The sequence below is a fragment of the Streptomyces sp. NPDC047022 genome, assembly GCF_040644155.1.
Classification (GTDB): Bacteria; Actinomycetota; Actinomycetes; order Streptomycetales; family Streptomycetaceae; genus Streptomyces.
On the sequence record NZ_JBEYVV010000007.1, the window covers coordinates 37,334 to 51,409 of the forward strand.

Here is a 14,076-nt window from a genome sequence, read left to right on the forward strand (position 1 = left end):
CGTCGTGGTGGATTGCGCAGTTCCCCGCGCCCCTGTCGAGCTCGCTGTCGTGCGTCGTCGGCCGCGGGTGCGTCGAGGTTCTCGCGCAGTTCCCCGCGCCCCCATCAAGCACACCCCCCGTATGTCGTCGACCGCGGGCGCGTCCGGGTTCTCGCGCGGTTCCCCGCGTCGCTTGAGGGCGCGCTTCGCGCGCATATGGTGCGGTCGGCGCACGGCCTTGGTGCGGGGCCGTGCGCCGGGGTGGTCATGCCGGGTCCGGCTGGTCGGCCGGAGTCAGGGCGGCCAGGGCGGATGCCACCGCGTGGGAGGCGGTCAGGTCCAGGCGGGCGCTGGTCCCCCTGGCCTTGTGGCGTACCTCGGAGGCGGCCAGGGTGAGCAGTTGCGGAAGGAGATCGGTGCACCGTCTCGCCACCCAGCCCGTGCCGGCGGTGGCCAGCCACCACAGGCTCGCCGAGCGGGTGGGCGGGGGGAACTCGGGCTCGGCCGCAGGCGCGCTGCCGGTCGCGACTCCCGCCTGAGCCAGCAGCGCGTGGAAGTGCAGGGCGAGCTGCCGGTGCCCACGTTCCCCTGGGTGCAGCCGGTCCGCGCTCCACATGGCGCGGTCAGTGACCCAGCCGCCCTCCGCCGCGTGCAGATGCACCGCCCCGTACCGCTCGGACAGCGCGTGCACGACCGTGTTCACAGCCCGCTGGCGCCGTGCCAGTGGACGCGCCAGCGACCCGGGCAGCCGGAGCATCGATCCGGGGTCGGGCAGACAGGCCGTCAGCAGGACCGCGCCCTGTGCCCTGAAGGCCGCGTACACCTTGTCGAGCCGTGCGGCGACGGCGTGGATGTCGAAGGTGTAGCGCAGGGTGTCGTTGACGCCGATGACGACGGAGACGACGTCCGGGCTCAGCTCCAGCGCCGCCGGGGTCTGCCGTTCCAGGACGTCCCGGGTCTGGGCTCCGCTGACGGCGAGGTTGGTGAACCCGGCCGGAGCCCCGTCGGGGGCGAGTCCCCCGGCGAGGAGCTCGGCCCAGCCCCGCCAGGTGTCTCCGACCGGGTCGCCCACGCCTTCCGTCAGCGAGTCGCCGAGCGCTACGAACCGCAGGGGTGTCATGCCGCGCCCTCCCGGGCGGTGTCCAGGACATGGAGCGTGCCGGACGGCTGCGCGTCGTGCGCGGAGAGGAACGCGTCCACGGCCGTCTTCCAGCCGAAGCACTCGGCACGCGCGCGTGCCGCAGCCCGGCGGTCCCGCTCGGACCGCTCCGTGATCAGCTCGATGGCGTCGGCGAAGGCCTCGCCCGTGTTCACGGCGGTGGCGCCGGCGGAGCCGATCACCTCGGGCAGCGCGGACAAGGCGCTGGCCACCACGGGCGTGCCGCAGGCCATGGCCTCCAGGGCGGCCAGTCCGAACGTCTCGGCGGGTCCCGGGGCCAGGCATACGTCCGCGGTGGCCTGGAGCGAGCCGAGCAGGTCGCGGTCGACGACATGGCCGAGGAAGGTCACAGGCAACCCCCGCTCATGTGCCCGCTGTTCGAGCCGGACCCGCAGCGGGCCGTCTCCGGCGACGACCAGCACCACGCGCCGCCCGCGCCGTAGCAGCGCCTCCAGGGCGTCGAGGGCCGTGCCGGGGCGCTTCTCCACCGAGAGGCGGGAGCACATCACGAGCAGCTTTTCGTCCGCGCGCGCGTACCGGTCGCGCAGCCCCGAGTCGCGCAGTGCGGGGTGCCGCTGCACCAGGTCGACACCGAGCGGCGCCCGGACGACATTGCGGGCCCCGATCCGCACGAACTCGCGTTCGGCGAACTCGGTGGTGCACACCACGCGCGCGTAGGTGTGCGCGGTGCGGGTGTTGAGGGCGTCGGCGGCTCGGCGGGACAGGTTCTCCGACAGGCCCCAGGTGCGCAGGACGCCGTCGGCGGTCTCATGGGAGACCATCACCGCGGGTATCCGGGCGCGCCGCGCCCACTTCCCGGTCCAGCGCAGGGTCGTACGGTCGGAGACCTCCAGGCGGTCGGGGTCCAGTTCCTCCAGGAGGGCGGCGACCCGCCGCTTGTCCGTGAGGACCCGGTATCCGCCGGTGCCGGGCAGCAGCGGGCCGGGCAGGGTGATGACCCGGCCCTGCTCGGTCTCCTCGTCGGTGTGGCGCTCGCCGGGGATGACAAGGACGGGCTCGTGCCCCGCCTCCTTGAAGCCCTTGCCCAGTTCGCGCAGGGCGGTGCGCAGACCGCCGGACGCGGGCGCCACGAAGTTGGCGAGCCGTACGATCCGCAGACCGCCGCAGCCCCGTTCGGTCGCGAAGCTCATACGGCCACCGCCGTCCGGCGCTCGGCGAGCACGTCCGTGTAGTGCGCGATGAGCTGGTCGCCGACGGCAGCCCAGGTGCGGCCCTCGACGGTGGTGCGCGCGGCGACCCCGAACATCATCCGCTTGTCCGGGTCGGCCACGAGGGAGCGCACGGCGTCGCGCACCGCGTCGGCGTCGCCGGGCGGTACGAGCAGTCCGGTGCGGCCGTGGTCCACCAGGTCCAGCGGTCCGCCCGCGGCGGGCGCCACGACCGGCACTCCGCTCGCCATGGCTTCCTGCACGGTCTGGCAGAACGTCTCGAACGGGCCGGTGTGCGCGAAGACGTCCAGCGAGGCGAAGATCCGGGCGAGTTCACCGCCGGTGCGGCGGCCGAGGAAGACGGCGCCGGGCAGGGCGGCTCTGAGGGTGGTCTCGCTCGGCCCGTCGCCGACCACGACGACGCGTACGCCTTCCAGGCCGCAGACCCCTGCGAGGAGTTCGACGTGCTTCTCGGGGGCGAGGCGGCCCACGTAGCCGACGATCAGTTCGCCGTTCGGGGCGAGTTCGCGGCGCATCGCCTCGTCCCGCAGGTCGGGGCGGAAGCGGACGGTGTCGACACCGCGCGGCCACAGCCGGACCCGGGGCACGCCGTGTGCCTCCAGGTCCATCTGGGCCGCGCTGGAGGGCGCGAGGGTCCGGTCTGCGGCGGCGTGCACGGAGCGGATGCGCCGCCAGGCCGCGGCCTCTCCGGCACCCATGTAGGTACGGGCGTAACCGGCGAGGTCGGTCTGGTAGATGGCGACGGCCGGGATGCCCAGCCGGGAGGCGGCGGCCATTCCGCGGACGCCGAGGACGAAGGGGCTGGCCAGGTGCACGATGTCGGCGCGGTGCTCGGTGATGGCCGCGGCGACACGTCGGCTGGGCAGGGCGACGCGTACCTGGGGGTAGCCGGGGAGCGGAAGGGAGGGGACGTGGACGACCGGGCACGGAGCGAGGGCTTCGGGCCCGCCGCCGTTGATGGCGCCTGCTCCCTGCCCGGGCGAAGAAGCCAGGGACTTGGGAGTGGCCGGGGCGACGACGAGGGGAGCGTGACCGCGATCGACGAGGTGCCGGGCGGTCTGGAGCGCGCAGTGGGCCACGCCGTTCACATCGGGGGGAAAGGATTCGGTCACGATGACGACACGCATACCCGTGTTCTCGCCGTGCCGGACGTGGCCGCGTCAACTTGGATCTTTCCGGCCGGGAAACGTCCCATGAGCGTTGGGCTGCACCGCCTGGCAGGTCAGCCCGTGTCCATGCGTTCCTGACTCCCGAGTCACCGAACGTTCACACGGTCGGCGCATCCGGCCCGATCCGGCTGCGCACGGCGGTCTGGACTTCGGCCTCCTCGGCCGGATCCGCCGCCAGCCGGCGCAGCCGCTCGACGACACGTACATCCCCGGTCTCGGCGTGCCGTGCGGCGAGCTCGCGGGTCGACTCCTCGCAGTCCCAGAGGCATTCGACGGCGAATCCTGCGGGGAAGGAGGGGTCGGTCGCGGCGAGGGCGTGGGCGGCACGGCCTCGCAGATGGGACGACGCGGTCTCCCGGTAGATGTGGCGCAGCACCGGTGCGGCACAGGCGATGCCGAGGCGTCCGGTGCCGTCGACCAGGGTCCAGAGAGTCGTGGCGTCGGGGCCCTCGCCCCGGACGGCTTCACGCAGTGCCGCGAGCACCAGGTCGCGGTCCTGTGTGCCGCCCCGGCAGGCGAGCACGCGCCCGGCCGCCGAGCCGAGGGCGTCGGGCCGACGGGCCCAGCCGCGCGCCCGGTCGACGGCGGCGACACCGCGCATGCGTTCGAACGCGTCCACGGCCGCGTCGCCGGCGAGAGCGGACCCGTCGGCCACAGCCGCCTCGATCAGGTCGAGGGCATCGGGATCGTTGCTGTCGGCGAGGTAGCGCAGCGCCGTGCACCGGGCTCCGTCGCCACCGCTGCGGGCGGCCTCGATGATCTCGGGCCGGTCCTCGGGGCCTGCCACGGCGACGAGGCAGCGGGCGGCGGGAACATGGAGCATGGCACCGCGTTCGATGCCCTGCTGGGCCCAGTCGAAGACGGACTGGACGCTCCAGCCGGGCCGCGGCCCTTGTGGCCGCAGTTGTCGCTGCCAGCGGTCGAAGGAGCCGGTTTCCCGGGCGGCACGCACACGTGCCGCGATGGACTCGCGTGGATCGTCGGCCCACAGCCGCCACGGCCGTGGCTCGAAAGCGTCCCGCACGGCGAGGGCGAGTTCGGCCTCGCCCTCCGCGTCGGCCGGGAAGCGGGCCAGCACGGGGGCGGCGAGGGCACGCAGCCCCGCGTCGTCGTCCCTCAGCGCCAGCTCGTCCAGGGCCCACGCCCAGTTGCTGCCCGAGGCGGCATACCTGCGCAGCAGTGCGAGCGCGTCGCGCCTGCCGTACGAGGCGAGGTGTCCCAGGACGGCGAGGGCGAGCCCGGTGCGGCAGTCCTCGGTGTCGAGGATGTCCTCGGCGCTGAAGAGATGCGCCTCGATGTCGTCCAGCTCGCCGTGCAGATCGAGGTAGAGCCGGGCGTAGTAGAGAGAGCGGTTCTCGACCTGCCAGTCTCGGCGCGGGTCGTTCAGCACGCAGTGGTTGAGGGCCGCGAGCGCCTCGGCGCGCGGTGCGGTGAGCGCGTGCAGGGTGCCGTCGCCACGGCCCCGCTGGAGGAGGCCGAGCAGGGTACCGCTGGGCGCTATGACCGGTTCGAACATGGGAAAAAGCCTCACATCAAGCGTTGACGCAACCGGGGGACACGCACTACCTGGCCGCGTGACAACACGTCGGGGCGCCCGCCGTCTCGTGCTTGCTGTAGACCATCTTCCTCTGCCTCTCGTCGGTGGCCCTGCGGACCGCATCACGGTCCGCGCGGTGCGGCAACACCTGCCCAGCCATCGCGTCCGTGAATCACGACGTCATGATGACCCGGCCTCTTGCGCTGCCGCGACCATATTTCGGGCGGCCCCGTACCGCCTCCCCCGTTTTCGTTGTTTTTGCTGGTCAGAGCATTCGGATCACTGTGCGCCGAACAGTTCGAGCAGGTCGCTCTTACCGAACATGCGTGCGGTATCGACGGCCGACGGAGTACCCGCGGCCGGGTCCGCGCCGGCGCCCAGCAGTACCCGGATGACCTGAACCTCGCCCTTGAAGACCGCTCCGGCGAGCGGGGTCTGGCCTCGGTCGTTGATCCGGTCGGCGTCGGCACCGCGTTCCAGCAGGGCCCGGACGGCGCCGGCGTGCCCGTGATAGGCGGCGAGCATCACCAGAGAGTCGCCGCGGTCGTTGGTGAGGTTGGCCGGAACGCCCGCCTCGACATAGGCCACGAGCGCCTCGGTCTCGCCTCGGCGCGCAAGATCGAAGATCTTGGTCGCCAGCTCCACGACCTCGGGGTCGGGGGCTTCGCTCATCGGCCGGACCGCCTCTCACTACCACTACCGGGGACTGCACTGCTGCTGGACCAGCGGGAACTGTGCCACTGCTGGGGACTGCGGGAGCGTACGACAGCGAGCGGCTGTCGTACACCGGACACCCACGGCGGCGAGCGGTGCCGCCGTACGGGTGAATCGCCAGCGTACTGGCTCCGACACCACATGACAGGAACCACACCACGCAAAGATCGGCACAACACCCCTCGGGCACCCCGGACCCGCCTACGGAAGCAGGGCCACTCGACCGGACGGGCGAAATGTCAACAATTTCACCCAGTTGCACCTTTTATCGTATGGATACATTCTGTGAATCTGGAAGAACTCATGGTGACCGCCCCCACGAACCAGGAGAAAGCCCATGATTCTGAACATCTCGAGCGTCGTCCTGCTCGGCACCTGCGTCTTCCTTTTCTGCCGCAAGGACGGGCTCAAAGGCCATCACGCCACCGTCTGTGGGCTCTTCGGGTTCTACCTTTCGAGCACGGCCATCGCGCCCAGCATCAAGGCCGGCGGCCAAAGTCTCGCGGGACTCCTCAGCGGGCTCAATTTCTGACCCCGCTCCCGTCCGCACGCACCCCCTGGAGAACGACGTGGCCCGGCGCCCTCTCCCCCGCATCCTGAGCACAGGCGGCGCGGGGATCGCCCGCAGCCGGGAGCTGGCGCGGACGGCGGCCGGCGGGGCCACCGACATCCTCCACCCGCTGATCACGATCACGCGCGGGCTGCGCCGACTGGCGGGGGCCGGACGGCGCAAGTGGGCGGACACACCGAAGGACCGGCGGGGACCGCTCTTCTTCCTGGTCGCCTCGGTGATCCTGGTCGTGGCACTGGTGCCGTACGGGCCGCTGCTGGCCGGCGTCGGTCTCATGGCCGCGGCGGCCTGGCACGGTCGTGAGAGCACCTCCCCCGCGACCAAGGAGCCCAGCGACGCGCAGACCGCCCGCCTGCGGTCGCTCTACGAGGCCCTGGTTCCCTACTTCTCGGCCGCCGAGGACCCGGCCCCGCTGTACGCGCACGGCGGGGACTGGACCCAGGCGTTCTCCTCGTACGACTTCGACGACTCGGGCCGCGTCTCACACCTGAGCATCCGCTACCCCGCGTACTTCAGGGACGGCGAGGCCGAGTCCCGGTCGCGGATCGAACAGCTTCTGCACGCCAAGTCGGGCCGGGGTCGCGAGTACCACTTCCAGTGGGACGAGGAGGGCAACGAGCTGACGGTGAAGGTGCTGCCGCCCCTGCCCACCGACATCGCCGCGCAGCGCTTCGTGACCTCACCGGGCGAGACCGTGCTCGGCTTCACCGACCCGACCTGCGTGCAGCGCACCCTCCCCCTCACGGACGGCGAGGAGCAGCGGGACGTCCCTCCCGTCGTCTGGCGCACGGGCGCCCGATCCACCGAGCCGCACCTGCTGATCGTCGGCGGACCCGGCAGCGGTACGACGACGCTGGTGCGGTCCATCGCCCTGCAGGCGCTGCAGTACGGGGACGTTCTGATCGTCGAGGGCGGCGGCACGGGTGAGTACGCCTGTCTGACCGGCCGGCACGGCGTACTGGCCGTGGAGTCGGGGCTCGCGGGAGCCGTGGCGAGCCTGGAGTGGGCGACGAACGAGACGGAACGGCGGCTGATCGCGGCGAACCGCGCCCGGCAGGCCGGGCATCCACCGCCGGACGACATCAGGCGCCCGCTGTGGATCCTGCTGGACCGGCCGGGCGCGCTCGGGCATCTCGCCGTGGCCGCGGGGCGCCCGGACCCCCAGGCCCTGCTGCAGGTGCCGCTGCGGCACGGTCGGGCGGCGGGCGTCACGGTCGTCGTCGCCGAGCAGTTCGACGGCGTGGACGGCCTGTCGGATGCGGTACGCCGGTACACCCGTGCCCGCGTCGCGCTCGGCCCGGCGGCCCCGGACGAGCTGGAGGCCGTACTCGGCGCACCGCCGCACACCACGCCCACCGGAGACGTCCCGCCGGGCCGGGGCTACGCCCGGCTGGGCTCGGGCCCCGTGCACCGCCTCCAGGTGCCCGCCACCCCGGACCCGTACGACGACTCGACGAGCGAGCTGCACCGGCAGGCGGTCCTGGGGCTGCTGCCACGGCGGAGCGAGGCCGTCAAGGCGACCGAGGCGGTCGCGGTCGAGGCGGTACCGGCGGAGAGCTGACGGGCCCCTTGCCGGGGCGGGCCGGTGGCGGGCTTTTGCGCAGTTCCCCGCGCCCCCATCCAGCGACCGACCGAACGTGGTCAGGTGCGGGCCGGTGGCCGCGATTCGCGCAGTTCCCCGCGCCCCTGTCCGAAGGGTCCCGAGGCCCCATCCGTGCCGTCATGGGGTTGCGCGCGAAGCATGCTGCTCGGGGGCGCGGGGAACTGCGCGGCCAGCCACGACGCTCCCGCAGGCTACGACGCGCCCTTCGGGGGCGGCGCCGGCCCTGCGAAGCGCGCGGCGCCAGGCGCGGTCCAGGTGGTGCCGCCGGACGGATGACACGGAGCGGACGGGAACAGCTCGCGTCAGGCCACGAAGGTGCGCGGGGCCTCCCCCGAACCGGACGCGCCCGTCTCCACCAGACGCGCCGCGGCGGCCAGCCGCACCGCCGCCTCGTCCGCCACCGCGCCGCCGACCGTGAACGGCAGCCGGACATACCCCTCGAAAGCGCCGTCGACGCCGAACCGAGGCCCCGACGGCACCCGGACCCCGACCCGCTCCCCCGCCTCGGCGAGCCGGGACCCGGACAGTCCGCCCGAACGCACCCACAGCGTGAGGCCGCCGCGCGGCACCGTGAACTCCCAGGAGGGCAGTTCCCGGCGCACCGCGGCCACCAGGGCGTCGCGGTTCTCCCTGGCCTGCTCGCGCCGGAGCTCCACCGCCTGCTCCCAGCCCCCGGCGCTGAGCAGCCAGTTCACGGCCAGCTGCTCCACCACGGGCGTGCCCAGGTCGGCGTAGGCGCGGGCCGCGACCAGGCTGCGAATCACATCGGGCGCTGCCCGTACCCAGCCGATCCGCATGCCGGCCCAGAACGCCTTGCTGGCCGACCCCACGGTGATCACGGCCGAGCCCGCCGGGTCGAAGGCACAGACCGGGCGCGGCATCTCGAGACCGTCCTCCAGATGCAGCTCGCTCATCGTCTCGTCGACGACCAGGACGGTCCCCGCGGAGCGTGCGGCCTCCACCAGGCGGCGGCGCTGGTTCTCGTCGGCCAGCGCGCCCGTTGGGTTGTGGAAGTCCGCCACCACATAGGCGAGCCGTGGCGCGGCCTCCCTCAGCACCTGGCGCCAGCGGTCCAGGTCCCAGCCGCCGAGCCCCTCGGACATGGCGACCGGGACGAGCCGGGCGCCCGCCTCCCTCATCAACTGGAGGATGTTGGCGTACGACGGCGACTCGACCGCGATGCGTTCGCCGCGCGGGGCGAAGAGATGACAGATCGCGTCGATGGCGCCCATGGCACCCGTGGTCACCATGATCTGCTCGGGCATGGTCGGGATGCCGCGTGCCGTGTAGCGGTCGGCGAGGGTGGCGCGCAGGGCGGGCAGTCCCGCCGGGTAGTCGCCGTGCGTGTGCGCGTACGGCGGCAGTTCCTCCAGCGCGCCCTGCACCGCGCGGGTGAGCCACGGTTCCGGGGCGGGCAGTGCCGCGCAGCCCAGGTCGATCACCGAGCCCAGCGCCTCGGGCGGGAGCGGTTCGAGCCCGCGCGCCGGAAGCGGGTTCCCGGCCGGAACGGCCGTCCAGCTGCCCGCTCCCCGCCGGGACTCCAGGAAGCCCTCGGCGCGCAGGGCCTCGTACGCGGCGGCGACCGTCGTCCGGCTCACCGACAGGGCGAGTGCCAGTTCACGCTCGGCGGGCAGCCGGGCCGCGACCGGCACACGGCCTTCCAGCACGAGCAGCCGGACGCCGTCGGCCAGCGCTCGGTAGGCGGCCGGGCGGCGGGTGCCGGGTCCCGTGGGGCGCTCCTGCTGGGAGTTGAGCAGACGGGCGAGCTGCGCCGCCCCCATCGCCGAGGTCCACTGCGCCATGATTCCCAGTCCACCTTCCCCGAATTGGCCATGGATGACTTCTCTTTCCAAGCCACAGAGTGACATGCGTCAGTCCACTGTCACCACTGGGGGGATGAATTGTGTTTGCCGGCCTGTCCATGAGGAACCGTCTCGGGCGGCGGTTGGTCCAGCTGTACGCGGGTCTCGTGCTGTACGGGGCCAGTTCCGCCCTCCTCGTACGAGCGGGTCTGGGACTGGAGCCGTGGAACGTCCTCCACCAGGGCCTGGCGAAGCTGACCGGCCTCAGCATGGGAGTGGTGCTGACGATCGTCGGCGCCGCCGTCCTGCTGCTGTGGATCCCGCTGCGCCAGCGACCCCGTCTCGGCACCGTCTCGAACGTCCTGGTGATCGGGTTCGCCATGGACGCCACCCTCGCCGTACTCCCCGACGTGCGGGCCCTCGCGCTGCGCATACCCCTTCTCCTCCTGGGGGTCGCGCTCAACGGCGCGGCCACCGGCCTCTACATCGCGGCCGACCTCGGCCCCGGCCCGCGCGACGGTCTGATGACCGGGCTGCACCGGCGCACGGGCCGCTCGATCCGGGCGATCCGTACCGCGATGGAGATCGCCGTCGTGGCCACCGGCTACTTCCTCGGCGGCACCGTGGGAGTCGGCACCGTCCTGTACGCGCTGTCCATCGGACCGCTCGCCCAGCTGTTCCTGCGGGTGTTCGCCGTTCCCCCGGCATCGGGCCGCAGCACAATCGTTGCCACCGGGAAACCGGAAGGAGCGATACTGCCCGGGTGACCACCGCGATTCGCCATCCCTACCTCGACCATCCCGGCCCCATCGCCTTCGCCCACCGGGGCGGGGACGCGGACGGCCTCGAGAACACCCTGACCCAGTTCCGCCGCGCAGTGGCGGCGGGCTACCGCTACATCGAGACGGACGTCCACACCACGGCGGACGGCAAGCTGGTGGCCTTCCACGACTCGACGCTCGACCGGGTCACGGACGGCGCCGGGCGGATCGCCGATCTGCCCTGGCAGGACGTGCGGCAGGCGCGCGTGGCGGGGAGCGAGCCCGTGCCGCTCTTCGAGGAACTGCTCGACGAACTCCCCGAGGTCCGCTGGAACGTGGACGCCAAGGCCGAGCCGGCGCTGCGCCCCCTGCTCGATCTGATCGAGCGCCGCAACGCCTGGGACCGGGTCTGCGTCGGGTCCTTCTCCGAGGCTCGCCTGGCTCGCGCCCAGCAACTGGCCGGGCCGCGCCTGGCGACGTCGTACGGCACGCGCGGCGTGCTCGGCCTGCGGCTTCGCTCCTGGGGCATACCGGCGGCGCTGCGCCGCTCGGCCATCGCCGCGCAGGTCCCCGAGGCCCAGTCGGGCATTCCCGTGGTCGACCGCCGCTTTGTGCGCACCGCCCACGCCCTTGGCCTGCAGGTACACGTGTGGACGGTCAACGAGATTGACCGTATGCACAGGCTGCTGGACATAGGAGTGGATGGCATTATGACCGACCACATCGACACATTGCGCAAGGTCCTTGAGGAACGAGGCACCTGGGTCTGAACGCCCCGCGCACGACTACCGGGGAAGCGAGGGCACAGGTGGGTATAGACACCATGCCGTCAGTGGCGGACGACTCGGCCGCCGAGCGCAGACGCGAACAGCGCGGCTGGTATTTCTACGACTGGGCCTGCGCCGTCTACTCGACAAGCGTCCTGACCGTGTTCCTCGGCCCGTACCTCACGGCGGTGGCCAAGTCGGCGGCGGACGCCCACGGCTATGTGCACCCGTTGGGCATCCCGGTGCGGGCGGGCTCGTTCTTCGCCTACTGCGTCTCGGCGTCCGTCATCCTCGCGATCGTACTGATGCCGCTCGTGGGAGCGGCGGCCGACCGCGGCGGCCGCAAGAAGGGCCTGCTCGCCTTGTGCGCGTATGTGGGGGCCGCGGCCACGGCGGGCATGTTCTTCCTGGACGGGAACCGCTATCTGCTCGGCGGCCTCCTGCTGATCGTCGCGAACGCGGCGATGGCCGTCTCGATGGTCGTCTACAACTCGTATCTGCCGCAGATCGCACTGCCCGAGGAGCGCGACGCCGTCTCCTCGCGCGGCTGGGCCTTCGGCTACGGGGCGGGCTCCATGATGCTGATCGCGGACCTGATCCTGTACACGCAGCACGGCTCCTTCGGCCTCTCGGAGGCCACCGCGGTCCGAATCTGCCTGGCCGCGGCCGGCGTCTGGTGGGGGGCGTTCACGGTCATCCCGCTCAGGCGGCTGCGTGACCGCCGTACGGCGCACACGGCGACGGGTCCCGCGGTACACGGATGGCGGCAGCTGGTTGCCACGTTCCGGGACATGCGCGGCACCCCGCTGACCCTCTCCTTCCTGGCCGCGTATCTCATCTACAACGACGGCATCCAGACGGTGATCTCCCAGGCGTCGGTGTACGGGTCCGACGAGCTGGGCCTGAGCCAGTCCACGCTGATCGTCGCCGTGCTGCTGGTGCAGGTGCTGGCGGTGGGCGGAGCGCTGGGCATGGGGCGGCTGGCCCGCAGGTACGGAGCCAAGCGCACCATCCTCGGCTCGCTCGTAGCGTGGACCGCGACGCTCGGCGCCGGCTATTTCCTGCCCGCGGGCGCGCCGGTGTGGTTCTTCGTCCTGGCGGCCTGCATCGGCATGGTCCTGGGCGGCAGCCAGGCGCTGTCCCGGTCCCTCTTCTCGCATCTCGTGCCCGCGGGCAAGGAGGCCGAGTACTTCTCGGCGTACGAGCTGAGCGACCGCGGCATGAGCTGGCTGGGCCCCCTTCTGTTCGGGCTCGCCTATCAGCTGACCGGAAGCTACCGGGACTCGATCATCTCCCTGGTGGTCTTCTTCGCGATCGGGTTCGTGCTGCTGGCCCGGGTCCCGGTGCGGCAGGCGGTGCTCGACGCGGGCAATCCACTCCCCGAAAGGATTTAGCACCTGACGGCAAAGGGCGGTAGTGTACGCGTTTGGCCTGCCAGGCGTACCGTTACTGCGCGTCAAAGGAGACGAAACGCTGGGTGACATCTGCTAGCAGATGTGACAAACCGGGCGCTGGTGGGTACAACAAGGGGCGGCTACGACGGCGACGCATGACCCGGAACGGGAATCTTTACCGCCGACCGGACGTTGACCGGATGACGACGACAGCGACACCTGTCCTGTGGGCGACAAGCCCGGGAGGCACGATTCATGAGTGAGCGAGCTCTTCGCGGCACGCGCCTCGTGGTGACCAGCTACGAGACGGACCGCGGCATCGACCTGGCCCCGCGCCAGGCCGTGGAGTACGCATGCGAGAAGGGGCACCGCTTCGAGATGCCCTTCTCCGTCGAGGCGGAGATCCCGCCGGAGTGGGAGTGCAAGGTCTGCGGGGCCCAGGCACTCCTCGTGGACGGCGACGGCCCGGAAGAGAAGAAGGCCAAGCCCGCGCGTACACACTGGGACATGCTGATGGAACGGCGCACCCGTGAGGAACTCGAAGAGGTCCTCGAGGAGCGCCTGGCCGTACTCCGTTCCGGTGCGATGAACATCGCGGTCCACCCGCGGGACAGCCGCAAGTCCGCGTAGTTCCCACCGGAAGTGCGCGTGACCCCCGATGGGGCCCAATGGGTTGCTATGGGCCCGTGATCGGCAAAAGCGGGCGCCGTGCGTCATTTCGACGTACGGCGCCCGCTTTTCGCTTTCCCGGCGCGTCAGGGGGTCAGCGGCGGGCGGGGCTCCTGAGGGGCGCCCGAGGGCTCGCCCCGCTCGTCCCTGATCACCTCACCCTGCACGACCTTTCCGTCGGGACGGCGCATACGAGCCTGCTGGAAAGCGTCGCCGAGGCTTCCCGGAGCAGCCGCGCTGAGCTTGCGGTCGATGGTCCGCTCGGTGAAGCGGCTCACCGCCTTCTGGACCGGCGGTATGAGGAGCACAAGGCCCACCGCGTCCGAGATCACGCCCGGCAGCATCAGAAGCAGACCGGCCAGCATCGCCAGCCCGTTGCCGCTCCCGCCCTCCGTCGCCCGGCCGGACGAGCGGGCCCCGAGCGTCTCGCTCAGATTGCGGAAGGCGCGGCGGCCGGCCCGCTTGATGACCACGGAGCCCAGCACGAATCCGGCAACCAGCAGCAGGAACACCGTGAGCCCGCCGGCCGCGCCCGCCACCAGGGTGAGCAGCCAGATCTCCAGCACCAGCCACAGGGCGATGCCCAGCGGCAGGTAGGTACGCAGCTTGGAGCGCCGGGGGCGGGCGGGATAGGGAGAAGCGGGTGCGCCAGTCGTCATGGTCCCAGTGTGCACACGGCGCGCTCAGCACGGGATAAGAGATCGATCACCCTCGGCTGTGAAACCGCGGGCCGCTCCCTGTGAACCCGTACGAGTGACGGA

At 71.9% G+C, this 14,076-nt stretch carries 13 protein-coding genes; 6 read left to right on the forward strand and 7 right to left on the reverse strand.

The window, feature by feature from the left end; all coding sequences use genetic code 11:
- Positions 1 to 244: 244 nt before the first annotated feature.
- The 5 genes from ABZ845_RS10460 to ABZ845_RS10480 form a co-directional block, all read right to left on the reverse strand.
- On the reverse strand, positions 245 to 1,099 hold the full coding sequence (locus ABZ845_RS10460; RefSeq protein WP_360975887.1) for an SGNH/GDSL hydrolase family protein: 855 nt from the start codon (positions 1,097 to 1,099) through the stop codon (positions 245 to 247).
- On the reverse strand, positions 1,096 to 2,289 hold the full coding sequence (locus ABZ845_RS10465; protein ID WP_360975890.1) for a glycosyltransferase: 1,194 nt from the start codon (positions 2,287 to 2,289) through the stop codon (positions 1,096 to 1,098). Before ABZ845_RS10465 ends, ABZ845_RS10460 begins: the two co-directional genes overlap by 4 nt.
- On the reverse strand, positions 2,286 to 3,455 hold the full coding sequence (locus ABZ845_RS10470; RefSeq protein ID WP_360975893.1) for a glycosyltransferase family 1 protein: 1,170 nt from the start codon (positions 3,453 to 3,455) through the stop codon (positions 2,286 to 2,288). The genes ABZ845_RS10465 and ABZ845_RS10470 overlap by 4 nt, the downstream gene beginning before the upstream one ends.
- A gap of 139 nt (positions 3,456 to 3,594) precedes the next feature.
- Entirely contained in the window at positions 3,595 to 5,013 is a 1,419-nt protein-coding gene (locus tag ABZ845_RS10475) for a HEAT repeat domain-containing protein (RefSeq protein ID WP_360975896.1), read from the reverse strand.
- A 300-nt stretch (positions 5,014 to 5,313) separates the two neighbouring features.
- The gene (locus ABZ845_RS10480; protein ID WP_360975899.1) at positions 5,314 to 5,706 is read right to left on the reverse strand and encodes an ankyrin repeat domain-containing protein; all 393 of its coding nucleotides are present in this window, start codon (positions 5,704 to 5,706) and stop codon (positions 5,314 to 5,316) included.
- A gap of 379 nt (positions 5,707 to 6,085) precedes the next feature.
- Between ABZ845_RS10480 and ABZ845_RS10485 the strand changes: the two genes are divergently transcribed.
- The gene (locus ABZ845_RS10485) at positions 6,086 to 6,280 is read left to right on the forward strand and encodes a hypothetical protein (RefSeq protein ID WP_360975902.1); all 195 of its coding nucleotides are present in this window, start codon (positions 6,086 to 6,088) and stop codon (positions 6,278 to 6,280) included.
- Positions 6,281 to 6,317: 37 nt separating this feature from the next.
- Positions 6,318 to 7,880, forward strand: a complete 1,563-nt coding sequence (locus ABZ845_RS10490; protein WP_360975905.1) for an ATP-binding protein — start codon at positions 6,318 to 6,320, stop codon at positions 7,878 to 7,880.
- 344 nt (positions 7,881 to 8,224) lie between these two features.
- Here the strand turns inward: ABZ845_RS10490 and ABZ845_RS10495 are convergent, their stop codons facing one another.
- Entirely contained in the window at positions 8,225 to 9,724 is a 1,500-nt protein-coding gene (locus ABZ845_RS10495; RefSeq protein WP_360975908.1) for a PLP-dependent aminotransferase family protein, read from the reverse strand.
- 113 nt (positions 9,725 to 9,837) lie between these two features.
- Here ABZ845_RS10495 and ABZ845_RS10500 point away from each other — a divergent pair, with 113 nt between their 5' ends.
- From ABZ845_RS10500 to ABZ845_RS10515, 4 genes are all read left to right on the forward strand, one after another.
- On the forward strand, positions 9,838 to 10,491 hold the full coding sequence (locus tag ABZ845_RS10500) for a hypothetical protein (protein WP_360976416.1): 654 nt from the start codon (positions 9,838 to 9,840) through the stop codon (positions 10,489 to 10,491).
- Complete coding sequence (locus ABZ845_RS10505; protein ID WP_360975911.1) at positions 10,488 to 11,255, forward strand: glycerophosphodiester phosphodiesterase; 768 nt, start codon at positions 10,488 to 10,490, stop codon at positions 11,253 to 11,255. The genes ABZ845_RS10500 and ABZ845_RS10505 overlap by 4 nt, the downstream gene beginning before the upstream one ends.
- Positions 11,256 to 11,293: 38 nt before the next feature.
- Positions 11,294 to 12,646: an MFS transporter gene (locus ABZ845_RS10510; protein WP_360975914.1), complete on the forward strand. Its 1,353-nt coding sequence runs from the start codon at positions 11,294 to 11,296 to the stop codon at positions 12,644 to 12,646.
- 255 nt (positions 12,647 to 12,901) lie between these two features.
- The gene (locus ABZ845_RS10515; protein WP_003977404.1) at positions 12,902 to 13,276 is read left to right on the forward strand and encodes an RNA polymerase-binding protein RbpA; all 375 of its coding nucleotides are present in this window, start codon (positions 12,902 to 12,904) and stop codon (positions 13,274 to 13,276) included.
- Between the two features lie 125 nt (positions 13,277 to 13,401).
- Here the strand turns inward: ABZ845_RS10515 and fxsA are convergent, their stop codons facing one another.
- The gene (gene fxsA, locus ABZ845_RS10520) at positions 13,402 to 13,974 is read right to left on the reverse strand and encodes an FxsA family membrane protein (protein WP_360975917.1); all 573 of its coding nucleotides are present in this window, start codon (positions 13,972 to 13,974) and stop codon (positions 13,402 to 13,404) included.
- Positions 13,975 to 14,076 lie beyond the last annotated feature (102 nt).

Bases quoted from the DNA above. Each gene is read 5' to 3' on its own strand.
- ABZ845_RS10460 (WP_360975887.1), bottom strand. From the start codon at position 1,099: ATGACACCCCTGCGGTTCGTAGCGCTCGGCGACTCGCTGACGGAAGGC.
- ABZ845_RS10465 (WP_360975890.1), bottom strand. From the start codon at position 2,289: ATGAGCTTCGCGACCGAACGGGGCTGCGGCGGTCTGCGGATCGTACGG.
- ABZ845_RS10470 (WP_360975893.1), bottom strand. From the start codon at position 3,455: ATGCGTGTCGTCATCGTGACCGAATCCTTTCCCCCCGATGTGAACGGC.
- ABZ845_RS10475 (WP_360975896.1), bottom strand. From the start codon at position 5,013: ATGTTCGAACCGGTCATAGCGCCCAGCGGTACCCTGCTCGGCCTCCTC.
- ABZ845_RS10480 (WP_360975899.1), bottom strand. From the start codon at position 5,706: ATGAGCGAAGCCCCCGACCCCGAGGTCGTGGAGCTGGCGACCAAGATC.
- ABZ845_RS10485 (WP_360975902.1), top strand. From the start codon at position 6,086: ATGATTCTGAACATCTCGAGCGTCGTCCTGCTCGGCACCTGCGTCTTC.
- ABZ845_RS10495 (WP_360975908.1), bottom strand. From the start codon at position 9,724: ATGGCGCAGTGGACCTCGGCGATGGGGGCGGCGCAGCTCGCCCGTCTG.
- ABZ845_RS10515 (WP_003977404.1), top strand. From the start codon at position 12,902: ATGAGTGAGCGAGCTCTTCGCGGCACGCGCCTCGTGGTGACCAGCTAC.
- fxsA (WP_360975917.1), bottom strand. From the start codon at position 13,974: ATGACGACTGGCGCACCCGCTTCTCCCTATCCCGCCCGCCCCCGGCGC.